Below are 15,883 nucleotides of genomic sequence, written 5' to 3'. Positions count from 1 at the left end.
GGCGGGTCGGCTGCGGTCGCCGCGGTTCTGCCAGTGACCGGTTTCCGGTATCATAGGTATGACTCCCGGCCCGTGAATCCCTATGAAATTTGCAGTTTTATCCGATGCTCACGGCAATCTGCCGGCGCTGACCGCGGTGCTCGACGACATCGAGCGCTGGGGCGCGGATCAGGTGATCGTCAACGGCGACCTGGTCAATCGCGGTCCCTGCAGCCTGGAATGCCTGCGGCTGCTGCAGGCACGCTTTCCCGGCAGCCGCTGCATCAAAGGCAACCACGAGGCCTATGTGCTGGCCTGTGCCGATGACCCGCTGGCCGCAGACGATCCGACCCGGGAGTTGCGTCTGTTTGCCCACTGGACCTATCGCCAGCTCGGTGATGCCGTGGCCGATATCGCCGCCTGGGATGAACACTATGACCTGGATGCCCCGGTCGGCGCCTCCCTGCACATCACTCATGGTTCCCGATTGGGCAACCGCGCCGGCATCTCGGCCAGTACGCCTGAAGACGAACTGGTCGAGAAGCTCGGCCCGGCGCGCGATCTGTTCGTCGGCTCTCACACCCACAAGCCGCTGATCAAGCGCTTCAACGGCACCCTGGTGGTCAACACCGGCTCGGTCGGTCAGCCGCTGGACGGCGATGAGCGTGCCGCCTACGGGCGTTTCACCCTGGCGGACGGGCGCTGGCAGGCCGAGATCGCCCGCGTGCCTTTCGACAAGGCGCGCGCCCTGCGCGACATGGACGAAAGCGGTTTTCTCGAGGAAGGCGGCGCCGTCACCCACCTGATCCGGCTGGAACTGGAACAGGCGCGGATGCATGTCGGACCCTGGATGCGCGAATACCTGCCCCGGGTCAAGGCCGGAGAGATCAGCGTGGCCGCGGGTGTCGACTCCTACCTGCGATCCACCAAGGTCTGACGCCTGCGCTGACCCGCCCCCGGCTTCGACGTTGGTTGAATCATTGCCGTGTCCGCGCCCGGGACCTTCCTGAGGGCTTAGCGTGCAAACCTCGCACATGCGCCCTCAGGAAGGTCCCGGCCGCGGACACTGGTTCGGTGGGGTGGCTTGGGTCGGGATAAGAGTGGCGTTCCCGGTAACCCGGATCACTGCCGGAAACCGGCCTTGGGGCCTTTATCCCGACATTCAACTGCAACACCCCGTTGACCGCGACACGTAAAGCCAGTGTCGGGCGGGCAGGGTTTTCGGGCGCATGTGCGCAGCACGCTAAGCCCGAAAGCCCTGCCCGCCCGGCGCTGGCCCGCCTCCGGTTCCGGTCTGGTCAATCAATATTATTCTGGTGGGTTTCGTGGATTTCGTGGCGCTTTAGCCCCTGCGTCGTGGGCAGACAACAGCCCTGTTGTTTTGTAATCCAAATGTCACCCCCCGGTAATCCAGACGTCATACCCCCTCCCTACACTGCGCCCCGTATTCCGATTCTTCCATTCACCAGCAATACGGGGAAAGACATGCGCATGCAGAAGATTACCGCGGCGATGACCGCATTGATCGGCGGCACCCTGCTCGCCACCACGGCCAGCGCAGGCGTGACCGTCTATGAGGAAGGCGACACCTATGTGAAGCTCGGCGGCCGCATCCAGCTGCAGTACAACTCGATCGACCCGGACAACGGCAGCAGCGAGGACGAAGTCATCTTCCGCCGTTTCCGTCCCTACATCGAGGGCAGCGTGCATCCCGACTGGAAGGGCAAGTTCCAGTGGGACATGGGCAAGGCCTCGGGCGACAACGAGATCGCAGTCAAGGATGCCTACATGCAGTACACCGGCATGGACAACATGAAGCTGACCCTGGGCAATGCCAAATTCCCCTTCTCGCGCGAGAACCTGACCTCGTCCAAGAAGCAGCAGCTGGTCGAGCGTACCTTCGTCGGTGACCACAACTACGGCAGTCCGGACCGCACCGCCGGTATCCATCTGACCGGCAAGAGCGGCGACGTGATCACCTGGGGCGCCTCCTTCGCCTCTTCCTCCATCGATCCCGACGAGGACAAGCTGGATTTCGACACCCCGATCAACAGCAACAGTGATTTCAATGAAGGCTGGGTCTACGGCGCCCGCGTCGACTTCCATCCCTTCGGCATCCTCAAGTTCTCCCAGGGTGATTTCAAGGGCGAGACGAAGGCCACCGTTGGTGTGGCGGCCTTCCAGTGGGAGAACGACAACGACAACAACACCAACCAGGCCGGCAAGCCCGACGTGGACAGTGTGACCGGCTTCGAGGTCAGCGGCGCCTTCCGGGCGGCTGGCTTCTCCGTGGACGCCCAGTACAACCTGTTCGATGCCGACACCGTCGCCGGCGGCTACACCGGCGGCATTTTCCGCAACGGCAGCACCGACCTGGAGAACTGGGCGCTGGAAGGCGGCTACATGATCATGCCGGGCAAGCTGGAACTGGTGGCCGGCTACGAGTCCCAGGATGCCGACAACTACGCCGACGAATGGACCCGGGCCTCGGTCGGTGCCAACTGGTTCGTGCACAAGCACGACCTGAAATTCCAGTTCACCTACCGCATGGGCGAGAATGTTGAGGGTGTGAACGGCAACGATCAGGACGAGATCTACCTGCAGGGCCAGTTCGTGTTCTAGACCGGACGGAGGTTACTTCCCCCTTATCCTCCTTCATGCAGGGATGCCTGAGCCCCGCCTTGTGGCGGGGCTTTTCTGTGTGCCTGAGGCGGGCGGGCGCAGTGCGGCGTACAATAGCGCCATGCGCCTGGACCGCTTTCTCAGCCAGAACACCGCCCTGACCCGTTCGCGTGCACGGCAGGCAGTCCGCCGTGGCCGGGTGACGCTGGCGGGAGCCGAGGTGCGGGACCCGGCCGCGGCGGTTATGGGGGCGTCGGAGGTGTGTCTGGACGGCGCGCCGGTGCGTGTGCGCGGCCTGCGCTATTTCATGCTGTACAAACCGGTGGGCTGGGTCAGTGTCACCCGCCACGACCGCCATCCGACCGTGCTGGACCTGCTCGGGGTGGAGCCGCGCGCAGGGCTGCACGCGGCCGGGCGGCTGGATCTGTCGGCGTCGGGGCTGGTGCTGATCACCGACGACGGCGACTGGTCGCACCGGCTGACCTCGCCGCGCCGGCAGTGCGCCAAGCGTTACCGCGTGACCCTGGCCGAGCCGGTGACCGAACCTCAGCTCACTGCCCTGCGGGCCGGCGTGGTGCTGCGGGGCGAGACCATGCCCACCCGACCGGCGCAGGTGGAGGTGATCGATCCCGCCTGCATCCTGCTGACCCTGACAGAGGGACGTTATCACCAGGTCAAGCGCATGTGCGCTGCGGTCGGGAACCGGGTGACGGCGCTGCATCGGGAGGCCATCGGACCGCTGGAACTGGACGCCGCGCTGGAACCCGGCCAATGGCGGCCCCTGACGGATGAGGAAGTCAGATGTGCCGTGACGTAGGATGGGTGAAGGCGTTGCGCGCCGCAACCCATCGGTCCGCTCCCGAAAAAAAGATGGGTTTCGCCCGGCTTCACCCATCCTACGATACTCAACCCGCCAAACGAGTGCCTGCGGCCGGCCCCCTCTTGTGGGCGCATGTGCGCCGTTTGCACGCTAAGCCCGCAAGAGGGGGCCGGCCGCAGGCACGGCGCTGGTTCAATCGACACCGGAACCGGAGTGCACATCCGCCGCTGGCTTAACCGGGGGACGGGAACGCTGCGTTTGTTCCGGCCTACGAAGAGTTGTTCTGCAGCCGGTCCAGGAAGGCCTGGCGGGCCTGTTCCAGCCGTGCGTCCAGTTGTACGTCGTTGCCGCATTCGGCCAGCAGTTGCCGGCACTGAGCGTAGAAGGCGTCGAAGGCTGCCAGCACGGCGGCGGCCGGGACTTCGCGGCGGGCAGGCGTGCCGGCAGTTTCGGGAGGGCAGGGCTCGACTGCGGCCGAGCGTTTGATCAGCTGCTGCCGGCCGCTGGTGGCATGCACGGCCAGCAGGGCATTGTGCTTGGTATAGAGCTCTCCCTCAAACCGGAACCGGTCTCCTATCCTGAGCTGGTGAAATCGCATTGACTGCTCTCCAGGCGGATTGCCGCGGGCGCATCAGGTTTGCAGCCCGGGCAGTGCGGGTTTATCGTTGCATTCTATGCCGCTGCCCGGCTAACAATGCAACAGGATGGCTATGGACCGTTCGCTGGCCCTGATTCTGGACGAGGATGAGACCCAGCGTGTGATCAACACGCTGGAACGGGCCGACCGGAATCATCAATTATGGCTGCGGCGGCTGCACAGCGGCCTGATCACCGGCCGGCCGGCCTTCACCGATGACATCCTGGATCCGGCCGCGCACCAGCGCTGCAAGTTCGGCCTCTGGTACTATCACGAGGCCGCCGGCGTCATCCGCGAGCATCCCCATTTCACCGCCATCGAGGCGTTGCATCGCAAGATGCACGATCAGGGGCGGCTGCTGGCGGGCAAGGCGCAGGAAGGCCGCGCCATCCGCGAGGACGAGTACGCCCACTTCATGGATCTGCAGAAGGGCCTGTGCGAACGTCTGGTCGGCCTGCGCGAGGAACTGCAGGTCCTGCGCTACTCCTTCGATGCCCTGACCGGCACACTCAATCGCCAGGCCTGCGAACTGCTGCTCAACCAGGAATTCGCCCGGGTCAGCCGGGAGCAGGAGACCTGCTGCCTGAGCCTGGTGGATATCGACCACTTCAAGTCCATCAACGATACCTACGGCCACATGGTCGGCGACCAGGTCATCAAGACCCTGTCCGGCCTGCTGCGCGAGCAGTTGCGGCCCTATGACACCATCTGCCGTTACGGTGGCGAGGAATTCCTGATCTCACTGCCGAATACCGACCTGGCGCAGGCCGAGGAGATCCTGGAGCGGCTGCGCCGCGAGATCGCCGGGCGCGAGATCGGTTTCGAGGCAGGTGACATCCGGGTGACGGTCTCCTGCGGCCTGGCGCGGCTGGACACCCGGGTGCCGCTGGCCGAAACCGTGCGCCGTGCCGACGAGGCCCTGTACGCGGCCAAGGCGGCAGGGCGCAACTGCATCCGCGTTGCCGCCGAGACTTGTTGTTGACCGGTCCTAGAACCCCGGGACCGGGGTACGCTCCTCGAAGGTCCTGATGCCCAGCGGATTCTGCGGGTCCACGCTGGCCTTGAACGGATAGCGGCGATCGATGTTGGTGGTCTGGTAGACCTTCCCGATCCAGTTATTGATGACTGCCTCGGCGCTGTCGTGCCAGGTGTTGTCCAGCCAGGGCATGATCAGGGCCTCGGGCAGTTCCGGCAGAGGTTTGTTCCGCGCCAGCGCCCGGGTCAGCCGCTCCTGGTGCTCGTCCAGGATGGCCTGGATGGTGATGCTGAAGTAGTTGTCCGGAAACGGCGGGTAGTCCTCGCGCTCGCCGCTGGCAAAGCGCATGATCTCGCGCTTGTATTCCTTGAGCAGGCTGATGGCGTCGTACTCAGGATGTCCCTGGAAGAAGATCAGCCGAAAGCCGTCCTCGCTGACAGCCAGGTGCACGTCGGCCTCCTCGCTCTCCACCAGGATGTGCAGGCCGGCGGCCTCGAAATCCTCGCGGTCGATCTGGTTGAAACGTGAGTGCGGGACGTCGAAGCGGGTGTTCATGCCGCTGACCAGCGGGTGGCGGCGCTGCATGACCCGATGCGGGTATACCCCCCAGCGCTTGAAGCCCAGCGGCCGGCGCTTGCGTCCGTAGCGGAACTCCATCACCGCATGGGTGGCCAGACAGGAGCAGACCGTGGAGGTTACGTTCTCGTAGGCCCAGTCGATGACCTCGATCAGAGGGTCCCAGAACGGCTGCTCCGACAACTCCGGGCCGATCACGTTGGCGCCGGTGATGATCAGTGCGTCCAGGCCTTCCGCCTTGATCTGGTCGAAGGACTCGTAATAGCGATCAACGTGTGCCTGGCCCTCGGGGCCGCGCTTGAGCTCCTTGAGCGTGAAGGGATGGATATAGAACTGGGCGATCTGGTTGCTTTCACCGATCAGCCGGAAGAACTGGCGTTCGGTGGCGGCCAGCGCGGCGTCCGGCATCATGTTCAACAGACCGATGTGCAGTTCGCGGATATCCTGACGAATGGCCTCATCGTTGGAGATGATGGTCTCGCCCTCGCCGCGCAGGCGGTCGAAGGCGGGCAGTTCGGAATTGGCAACCAGTGGCATGCGCGTTTCCTTAGTGTCGGTCCAGGACGCTGCAGATCAGGTCCAGGAAATCGGTCTCGTCGCGGGCCTGGTGCAGTTCGTCCGTGGTAATGGTGTAGCCGTGTTCCCCGGCAATCGCCTCGTAGCGCGGGATGCGGGAATAGAACAGCCGCGGGAAGATCCAGCGCACGAAATCGTCGGGATCGATCAGGGCGACATAGGGCAGGTCGTTTTCCTGCATGTAGATTTCCAGCTGTTCGTCCAGGAATGCCTCGCGGTAGTACAGCGGCTTGGGCGAGGACTCGGCGCGGCGGATCAGTTCCTTCTCATCCTTCTCGGTGGCCTGGATGTAGAGGATCAGTGTGTGTTCGGCCAGGGCCTGCAGCGTCGGCGGGTCGTCCAGTTCACATACGCTGCCGCCGGCATCATTGATGAAGTGCTGGTAGCCGTAGATCTGTCGCGCCTTGAGAATGAACTCGGGCACATCGCGCATGGCCGCGATCTCGGCGCAGTGGTGCAGGGCCTGGCGGCGCTTGAACTCCTTCAGGCCAAGCCCGCCCAGGCTGGGATTGCCGAGCTTGCCGAGAAAGCTGGAGACCGGCTGCAGGTTGTCCACCGTGATGTTGTTGATCACCTGGATCGAGTCCGAGCGCAGCAGATCGCGCAGGAACGGGATCTGCATGGCCTGCAGCTTGATGTTGTCCAGGATGGACTCGTCCAGGTAGCGGGTGCCGATGCGGTAATCGCCGGAGAAGTGAAACCAGTTGCGCTGGCGCAGGATGTTCGACAGGCGGGTCTTGCCCACTCCCGACATGCCGAGCAGAGTGATGCTCTTGTGCTCCCAATCCCGGAATTCCTGCGCGCTCAGTTTCACTTGCTGTCTCCCGCCTGGCGGTGGGTTGATTGTCTTCCTGTATTCTAAGGGATTTTCCGCGGTGGGGACATATGCCCGCTGCCGGCTGGGTTCTGTCGTCACGATTGGCTATCATGCACCCGTTACCCAGCATCCGATTTGATATGAACGACGCTACGCTTGAATCGATCACGGCCGGCGACGGCCTGCAGGCCAGCATCACCCGCCAGCGCCAGGCGCTGGAAGGCATGATCACCATCCCGCTGCAGCGGCTGGCCGAGCGCTGCGCGCAGGTCTGGCCGGAACGCGAATGGCTGAATCAGGCCCTGAGTTCGGGCCTGCACGAATTGCCGTACTGCCAGTTCCTGTACGTGACCGACAAGTACGGTCGCCAGATCTGCGACAACGCCACCCACCAGGGGCTGCTGCCCGAGCACTTCGGCCGTGACCGTTCGGATCGGCCCTACATGAACCGGGTGCTGCCGATCCAGGGCATGCTGCTGTCGGACTCCTACATGAGTCTGCGCGCCCACCGGCCCTCGATCACCGCGGTTCAGGTGATCCGCAAGGACGATGCGATCGTGGGGTTTCTCGGCGCGGACTTCGACCTGCGCGACCTGCCGCTGACGCGCGAGCTCTACGACGAGCCGCACCACTGGCGCCAGATCAAGGGCGACCCGGCCATCCGCCGCAACGTCTTTCTGCAGACCCGTACCGAGACCGAACTGGACCGTCGCATCCGCGACGTGCTTGCCATCATGGAGGAGTTGATCATCGATCACGGGGTGTTCCACTGCATCCTGCATTTTTCCAGCAATCGCGCCACGGTCTGGTTCGTCGACGACCCCTACCGTTACCGCCTGCTGGATCTGGATGCACTCATCGATCCGGACGTCTGCATGGCCTTCGGCCGTACGCCCTATCCGGACAAGGCGGTGATCCCGGCCGTGCGCATAGGCGAGATCCTGGACGGCTTTCGCGAACTGCGTTTCGCCGACGAGACCATCTACCTGCGTTCCGGCTCGCTCAACATCTTCAACGGCCTGGTGGCGCTGACCTTCTCCTGCGACGGCAGTCATTACCTGCCCTATGCCGAATTCCTCGATCGCGGTATGCCCTTCTGGAGCGCTGCCAGCTCCACTCCCGCCTGATCCGTGCGGGATTGGGTGTGCGGGGCTGCGTTACCATGGCGGCTGGCGAACCGGGGAGATCCGCACGGCATGAGCACGAATATGGTGGTGTATATCAACGACAGCAGGCGTATCGAGTTCGACCGCGGCAGCAGTCTGCCCGGCCAGGTGCGTCACCGGCTCGAGGCCCTGGACCTGGAGCTGGCGCGGGGCGTGGAATTGCCGCAGGGCCGTATCGATACGCCCACCACTGAACAGAAGGCGCACTTCGCCATCGAGCAGCTGCTCAACCAGCTCACCCGCGAGGCGGGTGACTCGGCGGTCGCCTCCCTCTGGTGCGCCTATGTCGCCACCCGGCTGCCGGCGCTGGCCGCCATCCGGGTCGCCGAAACCGCCGAGGGCTTCGAGGTCGACCTGCAGTTTGACTGAAATGTGCCGTTAACATGGAAGGATTTCGGAGGAAATTTTCCATGATGATGGCAAGCCATCCCTTCAATCTGGTGGTCGGGAGCCGCCTGCAGCTGGAGGCGGAGAACGACGACTGCAGCCGTCCCGTGACCCTGCTCGGCTATCGGGAACCGCACTCGGTCATGCTCAGCTGGCCCGAGCAGGACGGCACCTGCCTGGCGCTGGCGGCGGACGAGCCGGTTCTGATCCGCTTCGAGGCCGGCGACAGCCTGTACCAGTTCCAGTCCCGTATCCTGCGTACCTGTACCGATCCCTATCCCTACCTGCATATCGCCTTCCCCGAGGGCGTGCACAGCGTGCAGGGCCGGCGCGCCTCGCGCATCCCGGTCAACGACATGGCGATGATGCTGGTGATGGAGGAGCAGGGGCAGAAGCTGTCGGTGGCGCTGGCCGACATCAGCATGACCGGCGCCCGGCTGGTGGCCGGTACGCGTCTGGGCGAAGTCGGGGAGCGCTTCTCGATCGAGATTCCGAGCATGAGCGGTGACGGCGGCCGGCGCCTGGTGCTGCCCTGCGAGGTGCGCTATGTGCGCGAGGAGATGAGCAGCAATGCCGGCAAGCGGGTCTATCACCACGGCGTGGAATTCGCCGGTCTGAATCACCAGGCCCTGGCCTTCATCGAGCAGTACATCGGCAACAAGGTGGTCGAGCGCCGCGGTGCCGGGGGGTGATCATCATTTTCGCTGCGGCGACGGGTAACGCAGAGGGCGCAGAGGCGCAGAGACGCAAAGAAAACGACTATAAAATCTCTTCGCTACCTTGATCTGCGACGGCAGAAGTGATGCAGGCAATACAGAATTTTTCGAAAACCCTGCGTTATTGCCGCTGCCCCGGTCAGGTAAAGACATCAATGCCGCGTTTGGGCGGCTCGTCCGCGTCGGCAGTTTCGGGATTGCGGCGGCGCTCGCGGTTGCTGCGGGTGTCGAGCAGGACGGGGATATCACGCTGGCGCCGGTCGTGGCCCTTGCGCCGTTCCCGCCCCTGTCGCTGCAGGGTCGGCGGCGGGGGTTCGGGCTGCGGCCGCGACTCGGTGCCGGCGATGGCCGGCTTGGGCGCGGTGGCGCTGACGGCCCGGGTCTCCTTCGGGCCGGTGTTCTCCCGCTCCAGTGCCCGGGTGCCCAGGTCGTCGGGCCGGTAATTGGTGTTGATGGTAACCATCTGACTGAATTCTAGGGGCTTGTCCGCAGTGTCGCCAGCCGCTTCGACGGCCCGGCCGGCGTTCAGGCCCGGGCCAGCAGCAGCCCGGCGGTATCGGTGAACTGATTCCCCGCCTCTCCGATAACGGCCGCGGCATCGAAATCTTCAGCCCTGAGTTCCAGGATGTCCCACACCACCGGGTCGACCGGGGTCTCCGGCGCCGCCGTCTCGGCAAAGGCGCCGATCTCGGAACGGTTGGCCAGGGTCTCGCCCAGGTGGACGATGGCCGCCTCGATCCGGGCCTCGGCGGCGTAGGCGGGGAGATGGTGATAGCGGATGGCCTCGCACAGGGCCTCGGGCAGGTTCCAGCGCTCGGCCAGGGCCGCGCCCACCTCGGCGTGGGTGAAGCCCAACTCGGCCAGTTCGGCCTGGTGCAGGATGGCCTCGTCGCCGTCGCTGACCAGCAGCAGGTCGCGCATCAGTTCGGGCTGGCGGGTATACAGGGCCAGGCTGCCGATATCGTGCAGCAGGCCGGCCACGAACAGCCGTTCCGGGTGCAGGATCCGGCACTCGCGGCCCAGGTTGCGTGAGATCAGGCCGGTGTAGAGCGAGTGCCGCCAGAAGGTGTCGATGTTGACCAGCTTCACCGGCAGGTTGGAGAAGGAGCGGATGGCCGAGACCGCGATCACCAGGCTGTACAGCTCGCGCACCCCGAGCACGGTCACGGCCCGACTGACGGTGTCGATGCGGCGCGGGAAATTGAAGAAGGAGCTGTTGACCAGCCGCAGCAGCCGGGCGGTCAGGCTGGGGTCGTGGCTGATCGCGTCGCCGATGTCGCGGGCCGAGGCGTCGTTGGACTCGATCAGGTCGAAGACCTTCACGCAGACATCGGGCGGTGAGACCAGGTAGCTGACGTCGTCGACGATCTCCGTGATCAGGTCCGGGGCAAGATCATGGGTGGCGTGGGATTCGATATTCTGCATGGCTACCCCGTCGAATGGCTGACAGCATCTCCTGTTACCGGGATTGTCGGCCCCGTGGCTGCGGAGTTGAGCCAACCCGGGCCGGTCGGCCGGATTTTGCGCCAGCGATCACATTTTTCAGCATCGGGACTGAGCCTTTGCATGAGGCGGCCGAAACAACTCACGCAGGAGAACTAATTCAACCGGATCGCATCGACGAGGCACGCCATGAGAGTCGTTCATATGAATGAGTACGAACGCAGCCGCAGGGGATTGGATCAGCGCAGAGCGAACGAACTGCTGCGCGCCTGCCGCGAACAGGCGAAGCAGCATCTGTGTGCTGCCGTTGGCAGAATGCTGGACAAGGTCGACGACGCCCTGTTCGAGTTGGCCGAAAAGGCCGAGAACAATGCGGTCCAGAGCCAGTATTTCGATGCCATGCGGGAAGTCCGGATCAAGCGTAGTGACATGGAGCGGATTTTCCAGTCCACCCTGATCGACGGCTTCAATACCGCCGTTGCCCCGGCGCCCGCCGGCAGCGCCGCCGGCCGGGAGGGGGATGAGTTGGAACTCGACCTGGTGGGCGACGACGAAATGGAGGAGAACCTCGCCGTCACCAACATGGTCCAGAAGATTGAAACCGGCTGCACCCAGGAGTTGGGGATGCTGGATCGGCGCATAGGCTATCTTCTGGCCGACGAAGCGCTGGAGGGCCACGCCAACCCGGTCGGGCCGCGGGTGCTGTGCAACGCCTTTCTGCAGGCCTGCAGCCCGGTCGAGTCCGGCCTCAAGGTCAAGCTGATCATCCTCAAGCTCTACGACCGCTATGTGGTCAGCGAGGATGTCCTGCCGCTGTACAAGACGCTCAACCGCTTCCTGGTCAGCCAGGACGTGCTTCCCGACCTGCGCTCCCGGGTGCCTTCGAAATCACGCACTGCGACGGCGGGCGGCACGGCTGCCGGCGCTGACTCGCAGGCGCCGGCCGGGGAGGATGAGCAGGATCAGGGTCCCGACCTGTTCGCCGCGCTGCAGCAGCTGGCGCCGGCGGGCGGCTACGGGGCGCCTGGCGGCGTCGGTGGTGCAGGTGGTGTAGGTGGTGTAGGTGGCGGCTTCGGGATCGGTGGCACGGTTCCGGCCGGCTTTCTGCAGGGGCTGACCCTGCTGCAGCAGGGTACGGGCGGCTATGCCGGCCTCGATGCCCGGGCCCTGGGCGGCGGCAGCGTCAATGTGATTCATGACGTCAAGGCCGCAGCGCTGGCTGAGGGCGTGGGCGGGCTGGACGCACTGATCATCGACGTGGTGTCCATGCTGTTCGACTACATCCTGGATGACCGCGATATCCCCGATCCCATGAAGGCGTTGATCGGTCGACTGCAGATCCCCATGCTCAAGATCGCCATGCAGGATCAGGCCTTCTTCAATCGCAAGAGTCATCCGGCCAGGCGCCTGCTCAATGCGCTGGCCGAGGCCGCCGCGGGCTGGAATCCGGATGATCGTGACAGCACCCTTTACCAGACGGTCGAATCCATTGTGCAGCGGGTGCAGACGGAGTTCGATGATGATGTCGCGCTGTTCGAGGAACTGCTGGAGGAGTTGGAGGCCTTCATGGCCGAGGAGGCCGAACGGGCGAGCGAGCAGGAGGCCGCCTCGACCGGCCTGCTGCGCAGCAAGGAGCAGCTGCATTATGCCAAGCAGTACGTGGAAGAGGAGATCGCGCACCGCACCCGCAACCTGAGCCTGCCCGCCTTCATCCGCAGCTTCATGGTCAATTACTGGAAGAATTATCTGCTGGTCATGCTGGTCAGGGAAGGCGACGGCAGCCTGGAGTGGAAGCGTGCGCTGACGGTGACCGACAACCTGCTGTGGAGCATACGGCCCAAGCTTGCCAGCGAGCGCGACCGCCTGGTGCGTATGCTGCCCGGGCTGCTGGAGAGCCTGCGCGAGGGTATGGAACTGGTGGCGATGAGCGATGACAGCTATCAGGCCTTCCTCTCCCAGCTGGGCGATCTGCATGCGCAGGTGGTTCAGCAGGCACGGGCCGATGCCGGTGCCGAAGCCGGGGAACAGGCGTTGTCCACGGCCGACCCGCTTGCCGCCGATCCGCTGGCGGAGGATATCGACGACGTCGATGAACAGGTGGACGAACTGGCTGACGCCATGGATGCCGAGGCCCACGCGGCTGCCCACGCGACCCTGCACCGGCTGCTGGACGAGCAGGGGCTGGGTGAACTGGATGTCGAGGAGATCATCCTCGACGAGTCCGGGGACGAGCACGAGGTCATGGAGGACGAGTTCACCGAGATGGCCCGCTCTCTGCAGCAGGGCGGCTGGGTGGAATTCGTCAGGGAATCCGGTGAAACGGTGCGCGCCAAGCTGACCTGGATCAGCCCGGTGACCGGCAGCTATCTGTTTACCAACCGCAAGGGACTCAAGGAGGCCGACATGACCCTGCAGGGGCTGGCCGCCGAATTCCGCCGTGGCAGCGCCCGACCGATCGACGCCGTGCCGTTGTTCGACCGTGCCGTCAGCCACATGCTCGACGGGCTGCAGCAGGCGGGGTGACACTCAGGCGTCCTTGAGCAGAGTATCCCCGGCAATGTCCGCTGTCTCCGGAACCGCTGTCGGCCGGGGGAGGGCTTCCGGGCGCATGTGCGCAGTTTGCACGCTAAGCCCGGAAGCCCTCCCCCGGCCAACACCGCCCGCCCAAGCCGTTACCACGCATAGCCCAGGTTGAGCAGATAGCGCATATCCGTGCTGTCGTTGCCGTCGGCCGGGGTGTTGTCCCAGTCCACGTCGATCTGGGTGGTGGCGGTCAGGCCCTGGCCCAACGGCACCCGCAGACCGGTCCGGCTCAGGATCAGGATGTCGTTGATGTCCTCCAGCCCCAGCAGACCTTCATGATAGTGGAAGAAGCGCAGCCGGCTGCCGAACAGCAGGCGGTCGTAGTTCAACGCCCAGCGTCCGGCCGGGTAGCTCTCGTCTTCCTTGTCGTAGAAATCCTCGTTGACATAGGTCAGACCGCCTTCCAGTGACAGGTTCAGCGGTTCCGATTCGTAGAACTGATAGCCCGAGCCCAGACCGAGGGTGGTGCGCAGCTTCAGGTCCTTGAACTCGTCGCGGGTGAACAGGGCGTTGGCGTAGGTATACCACTTCTCGGTGAGGAAATGATCATACTTGCCGTAGCCGGTGGCGTTGGAGGCGGTCTCGGTGCCGTCGTCGGTGGAACGGTTGAAGGTCGCCCCGACAGTGAAACGATTGGTGAGGGTGCGCGCCACCACCTCGGCATCGAGATGATACTGCTCGGTGTCGGTGTTGCCGCTGCTGATATTGGCGCCGGCATTGATGTTGCCCTTGACCCGCACCCCGCCGTTGACCTCCACCGGCGGGTTGATGTAACGCACTGCCGACAGTTCGATGGGGGCGGTCTCCAGGATCTCGCCGGCCTTGATCCGCAGCGTCCCGTCCCCGGCCGGCAGCAGGGTGCCGGTCAGGCGGGTTTCGTCCTCGAGGATGATCTGCACCGGCTGGTCGCTGATCACCTGCCTGATCTGGGACCACTGGATCTCGAGCGTGCCGGCATAGGGAGTCTTCAGGGTCAGGGTGTCGGCCTGTTTGGTGACCACCGTGCCGGTCAGGCGGTCGCCGTTGTGCATGATCAGGGTATCGGCAAGGGCCGGCGAGCAGGCCAGTGCGGAGCAGAGCAGGGCGGTGAGCCGGGTGTGTTTGAAAGGCATGGGTGTTCCTGATGAATTGTTGTCGGGAGTGGCGCCATGGTACGGCAGCCATTCAATGTGCCTTGAAACTGGATGAGATTGCCACGCCGCTTGCGCGGCCATAGAACCCCTGCGGGTTTTCATTATGTATACCCCACCCTTCCGGGCCGGGCATCGCAATGACCCCGTTGCGGTCAACTGACCGCAACGGGGTCAGTTGACCGGCAGCCGCGCCCGCAGGGCGTCGCGGTCATACCACCAGTTGTCGTTGACGATCACCTCCAGCACCTTGCCCAGGCGCGGCAGGAACTCGCCCGGATCGTTGAGCTGCAGCGCCTCCATCCAGACGTTGATCATCTCCGGGTCCTTGATGTCGCGATGGCGCTCGGCCACCCGGCCCAGGATCTGTGCCGTCAGGAAGGTCAGGCTCTCGTGCTCCCTGCCTTCGGTGCGCAGGTCGGCGAGGTAGTGTGCCGCCGCCGCGGCCACGGCGCCGCCGTCGGAGCGCTCCGGCGTCTCGTCGACGATGTGGTGCAGCATGGCCACGCTGGTGGCGGGCGCGATCGGGTAGGTCACTGCCAGCCAGGTGCCGTTGCCCAGGGCGAGGATGGACTCCGGCTGGTCGCAGCGATAGAGGATGTCGCAGGCCTCGACCGCCTCCTGCCAGAGTTCGTTGTCGATGAAGGTATCGAAGACCGCGCGAGCCTCGTCCCAGGCCTCGGCATTGCGGCCCAGGCCGAGCAGGGCCTCGGCGATATCGAGCCGGACCCGGGCGCGGTCGGCAGCCGGGGCGGTCTCGGGCAGGGCCTTGAGGTGCTGGCGGTGATCGGCCAGCAGCTGTTCCAGTTCGGCCTGGGACTGGCCCGTGTCCAGGGCCTGGATGGGATGGGTATCGTCGCTCATGGATCCGGATTATATCAGGTGATTGGGTCGGCCTCCTTTTACCCAAGCCTGGCAAGGAACACAACCCATGGATTGTGCGGTATAGGCGGGCCCGGAGCCGGCAATGGCGGCTGCAGACGGATTCAACCGCCGGGGTTCATGCTATTGTGCCCGGCAGTGAGCGGCCGCCGCGGGGCTGCGCGGGAGGCAGTGACCATCGATGGTATCAACCGATGACACCGAGACAGTGCAGGCGCAGCTGCAGGCGCTGCACGAACGCTACCAGCTGGCCCTGCCGGAGCGCCTGGCCGAACTGAACGCGCACGGGCAGCGGCTGTGCCGGGACGGCTGGGAGCAGGGCCTGGCCGAGCAGTTGCAGCGCGAACTGCACAACCTGGCCGGCGGTGCGTCCACCTTCGGTCATCCGGAACTGGGACAGGCGGCAGGGGTTCTGGAACAGCAGCTGCGGCGGTGGCTGGAGCGGGACGCGTTGCCGCCGGCGTCGGAGTGCGAAGCCTTCCGCGACCGTTTGCAGTCCCTGGCGCAGCTGGCCACTGCCGCCCCGGTGCCGCCGCCGACTGCGCCGACCCTGCCGCGGCGGTGAGTTCGTCG

General features: G+C 64.8%; 16 protein-coding genes. 9 read left to right on the top strand and 7 right to left on the bottom strand.

Annotated features, from left to right (window positions below; all coding sequences use genetic code 11):
• The first annotated feature begins 82 nt into the window (after positions 1-82).
• The 3 genes from COW1_RS09865 to COW1_RS09855 all read left to right on the top strand — a co-directional run bounded on the left by COW1_RS09865 (position 83) and on the right by COW1_RS09855 (position 3,418).
• The gene (locus COW1_RS09865; RefSeq protein ID WP_201344063.1) at positions 83-916 is read left to right on the top strand and encodes a metallophosphoesterase; all 834 of its coding nucleotides are present in this window, start codon (positions 83-85) and stop codon (positions 914-916) included.
• A 554-nt stretch (positions 917-1,470) separates the two neighbouring features.
• Positions 1,471-2,601, top strand: coding sequence for a porin (locus COW1_RS09860; protein ID WP_201344062.1), 1,131 nt, complete (start codon positions 1,471-1,473; stop codon positions 2,599-2,601).
• A 121-nt stretch (positions 2,602-2,722) separates the two neighbouring features.
• Positions 2,723-3,418: a pseudouridine synthase gene (locus COW1_RS09855; protein ID WP_201346083.1), complete on the top strand. Its 696-nt coding sequence runs from the start codon at positions 2,723-2,725 to the stop codon at positions 3,416-3,418.
• A gap of 271 nt (positions 3,419-3,689) precedes the next feature.
• Here COW1_RS09855 and COW1_RS09850 read toward each other — a convergent pair whose 3' ends face one another.
• A complete protein-coding gene (locus COW1_RS09850; RefSeq protein ID WP_201344061.1) occupies positions 3,690-4,019 on the bottom strand; it encodes a hypothetical protein in 330 nt (109 codons plus the stop codon).
• Between the two features lie 112 nt (positions 4,020-4,131).
• On the opposite strand from COW1_RS09850, the gene COW1_RS09845 reads away from it, so the two are divergent.
• Positions 4,132-5,040 carry a diguanylate cyclase gene (locus COW1_RS09845; RefSeq protein WP_201344060.1) on the top strand — a complete coding sequence of 303 codons (909 nt, stop codon included), beginning with the start codon at positions 4,132-4,134 and terminating at the stop codon, positions 5,038-5,040.
• A gap of 6 nt (positions 5,041-5,046) precedes the next feature.
• On the opposite strand, the gene COW1_RS09840 is transcribed toward COW1_RS09845, so the two are convergent.
• A complete protein-coding gene (locus tag COW1_RS09840) occupies positions 5,047-6,147 on the bottom strand; it encodes a homoserine O-succinyltransferase (protein WP_096364849.1) in 1,101 nt (366 codons plus the stop codon).
• 10 nt (positions 6,148-6,157) lie between these two features.
• On the bottom strand, positions 6,158-6,940 hold the full coding sequence (locus COW1_RS09835; protein ID WP_369801258.1) for an ATPase: 783 nt from the start codon (positions 6,938-6,940) through the stop codon (positions 6,158-6,160).
• Positions 6,941-7,143: 203 nt separating this feature from the next.
• On the opposite strand from COW1_RS09835, the gene COW1_RS09830 reads away from it, so the two are divergent.
• The 3 genes from COW1_RS09830 (at position 7,144) to COW1_RS09820 (ending at position 9,248) form a co-directional block, all read left to right on the top strand.
• Positions 7,144-8,130, top strand: a complete 987-nt coding sequence (locus COW1_RS09830) for a PDC sensor domain-containing protein (RefSeq protein WP_201344059.1) — start codon at positions 7,144-7,146, stop codon at positions 8,128-8,130.
• A 69-nt stretch (positions 8,131-8,199) separates the two neighbouring features.
• The gene (locus COW1_RS09825) at positions 8,200-8,538 is read left to right on the top strand and encodes a hypothetical protein (protein WP_157745312.1); all 339 of its coding nucleotides are present in this window, start codon (positions 8,200-8,202) and stop codon (positions 8,536-8,538) included.
• 41 nt (positions 8,539-8,579) lie between these two features.
• Positions 8,580-9,248, top strand: a complete 669-nt coding sequence (locus COW1_RS09820) for a flagellar brake protein (RefSeq protein WP_172844243.1) — start codon at positions 8,580-8,582, stop codon at positions 9,246-9,248.
• Between the two features lie 163 nt (positions 9,249-9,411).
• Here the strand turns inward: COW1_RS09820 and COW1_RS09815 are convergent, their stop codons facing one another.
• Together COW1_RS09815 and COW1_RS09810 are read right to left on the bottom strand one after the other, a co-directional pair.
• Complete coding sequence (locus COW1_RS09815; RefSeq protein ID WP_096364859.1) at positions 9,412-9,735, bottom strand: hypothetical protein; 324 nt, start codon at positions 9,733-9,735, stop codon at positions 9,412-9,414.
• A 62-nt stretch (positions 9,736-9,797) separates the two neighbouring features.
• Positions 9,798-10,697 (bottom strand): HDOD domain-containing protein, encoded by a 900-nt coding sequence (locus COW1_RS09810; protein WP_096364861.1) that lies wholly within the window; start codon positions 10,695-10,697, stop codon positions 9,798-9,800.
• Between the two features lie 207 nt (positions 10,698-10,904).
• On the opposite strand from COW1_RS09810, the gene COW1_RS09805 reads away from it, so the two are divergent.
• Positions 10,905-13,238 (top strand): DUF1631 domain-containing protein, encoded by a 2,334-nt coding sequence (locus COW1_RS09805; RefSeq protein ID WP_201344058.1) that lies wholly within the window; start codon positions 10,905-10,907, stop codon positions 13,236-13,238.
• A gap of 149 nt (positions 13,239-13,387) precedes the next feature.
• On the opposite strand, the gene COW1_RS09800 is transcribed toward COW1_RS09805, so the two are convergent.
• Both COW1_RS09800 and COW1_RS09795 read right to left on the bottom strand, forming a co-directional pair.
• Entirely contained in the window at positions 13,388-14,410 is a 1,023-nt protein-coding gene (locus COW1_RS09800; protein ID WP_157745316.1) for a YdiY family protein, read from the bottom strand.
• 192 nt (positions 14,411-14,602) lie between these two features.
• A complete protein-coding gene (locus COW1_RS09795; RefSeq protein WP_096364867.1) occupies positions 14,603-15,292 on the bottom strand; it encodes a hypothetical protein in 690 nt (229 codons plus the stop codon).
• A 199-nt stretch (positions 15,293-15,491) separates the two neighbouring features.
• Between COW1_RS09795 and COW1_RS09790 the strand changes: the two genes are divergently transcribed.
• Positions 15,492-15,875: an Hpt domain-containing protein gene (locus COW1_RS09790; protein WP_096364869.1), complete on the top strand. Its 384-nt coding sequence runs from the start codon at positions 15,492-15,494 to the stop codon at positions 15,873-15,875.
• The last annotated feature ends 8 nt before the right edge of the window (positions 15,876-15,883 follow it).

Origin of the sequence: Thiohalobacter sp. COW1 (genome assembly GCF_016629505.1) — a bacterium.
Lineage (GTDB): Bacteria > Pseudomonadota > Gammaproteobacteria > Thiohalobacterales > Thiohalobacteraceae > Thiohalobacter > Thiohalobacter thiocyanaticus_A.
The sequence above is the reverse complement of the archived record's forward strand: the minus strand, read 5'-3'. Positions and strand labels throughout refer to the sequence as shown.

Excerpts from the sequence above, each read along its gene's own strand:
- COW1_RS09865 (WP_201344063.1), top strand. The coding sequence starts at position 83 with ATGAAATTTGCAGTTTTATCCGATGCTCACGGCAATCTGCCGGCGCTG.
- COW1_RS09790 (WP_096364869.1), top strand. The coding sequence starts at position 15,492 with ATGGTATCAACCGATGACACCGAGACAGTGCAGGCGCAGCTGCAGGCG.
- COW1_RS09810 (WP_096364861.1), bottom strand. The coding sequence starts at position 10,697 with ATGCAGAATATCGAATCCCACGCCACCCATGATCTTGCCCCGGACCTG.
- COW1_RS09845 (WP_201344060.1), top strand. The coding sequence starts at position 4,132 with ATGGACCGTTCGCTGGCCCTGATTCTGGACGAGGATGAGACCCAGCGT.
- COW1_RS09795 (WP_096364867.1), bottom strand. The coding sequence starts at position 15,292 with ATGAGCGACGATACCCATCCCATCCAGGCCCTGGACACGGGCCAGTCC.
- COW1_RS09815 (WP_096364859.1), bottom strand. The coding sequence starts at position 9,735 with ATGGTTACCATCAACACCAATTACCGGCCCGACGACCTGGGCACCCGG.
- COW1_RS09835 (WP_369801258.1), bottom strand. The coding sequence starts at position 6,940 with ATGTCGGGAGTGGGCAAGACCCGCCTGTCGAACATCCTGCGCCAGCGC.
- COW1_RS09855 (WP_201346083.1), top strand. The coding sequence starts at position 2,723 with ATGCGCCTGGACCGCTTTCTCAGCCAGAACACCGCCCTGACCCGTTCG.
- COW1_RS09850 (WP_201344061.1), bottom strand. The coding sequence starts at position 4,019 with ATGCGATTTCACCAGCTCAGGATAGGAGACCGGTTCCGGTTTGAGGGA.
- COW1_RS09825 (WP_157745312.1), top strand. The coding sequence starts at position 8,200 with ATGAGCACGAATATGGTGGTGTATATCAACGACAGCAGGCGTATCGAG.
- COW1_RS09830 (WP_201344059.1), top strand. The coding sequence starts at position 7,144 with ATGAACGACGCTACGCTTGAATCGATCACGGCCGGCGACGGCCTGCAG.
- COW1_RS09805 (WP_201344058.1), top strand. The coding sequence starts at position 10,905 with ATGAGAGTCGTTCATATGAATGAGTACGAACGCAGCCGCAGGGGATTG.
- COW1_RS09800 (WP_157745316.1), bottom strand. The coding sequence starts at position 14,410 with ATGCCTTTCAAACACACCCGGCTCACCGCCCTGCTCTGCTCCGCACTG.
- COW1_RS09820 (WP_172844243.1), top strand. The coding sequence starts at position 8,580 with ATGATGATGGCAAGCCATCCCTTCAATCTGGTGGTCGGGAGCCGCCTG.
- COW1_RS09860 (WP_201344062.1), top strand. The coding sequence starts at position 1,471 with ATGCAGAAGATTACCGCGGCGATGACCGCATTGATCGGCGGCACCCTG.
- COW1_RS09840 (WP_096364849.1), bottom strand. The coding sequence starts at position 6,147 with ATGCCACTGGTTGCCAATTCCGAACTGCCCGCCTTCGACCGCCTGCGC.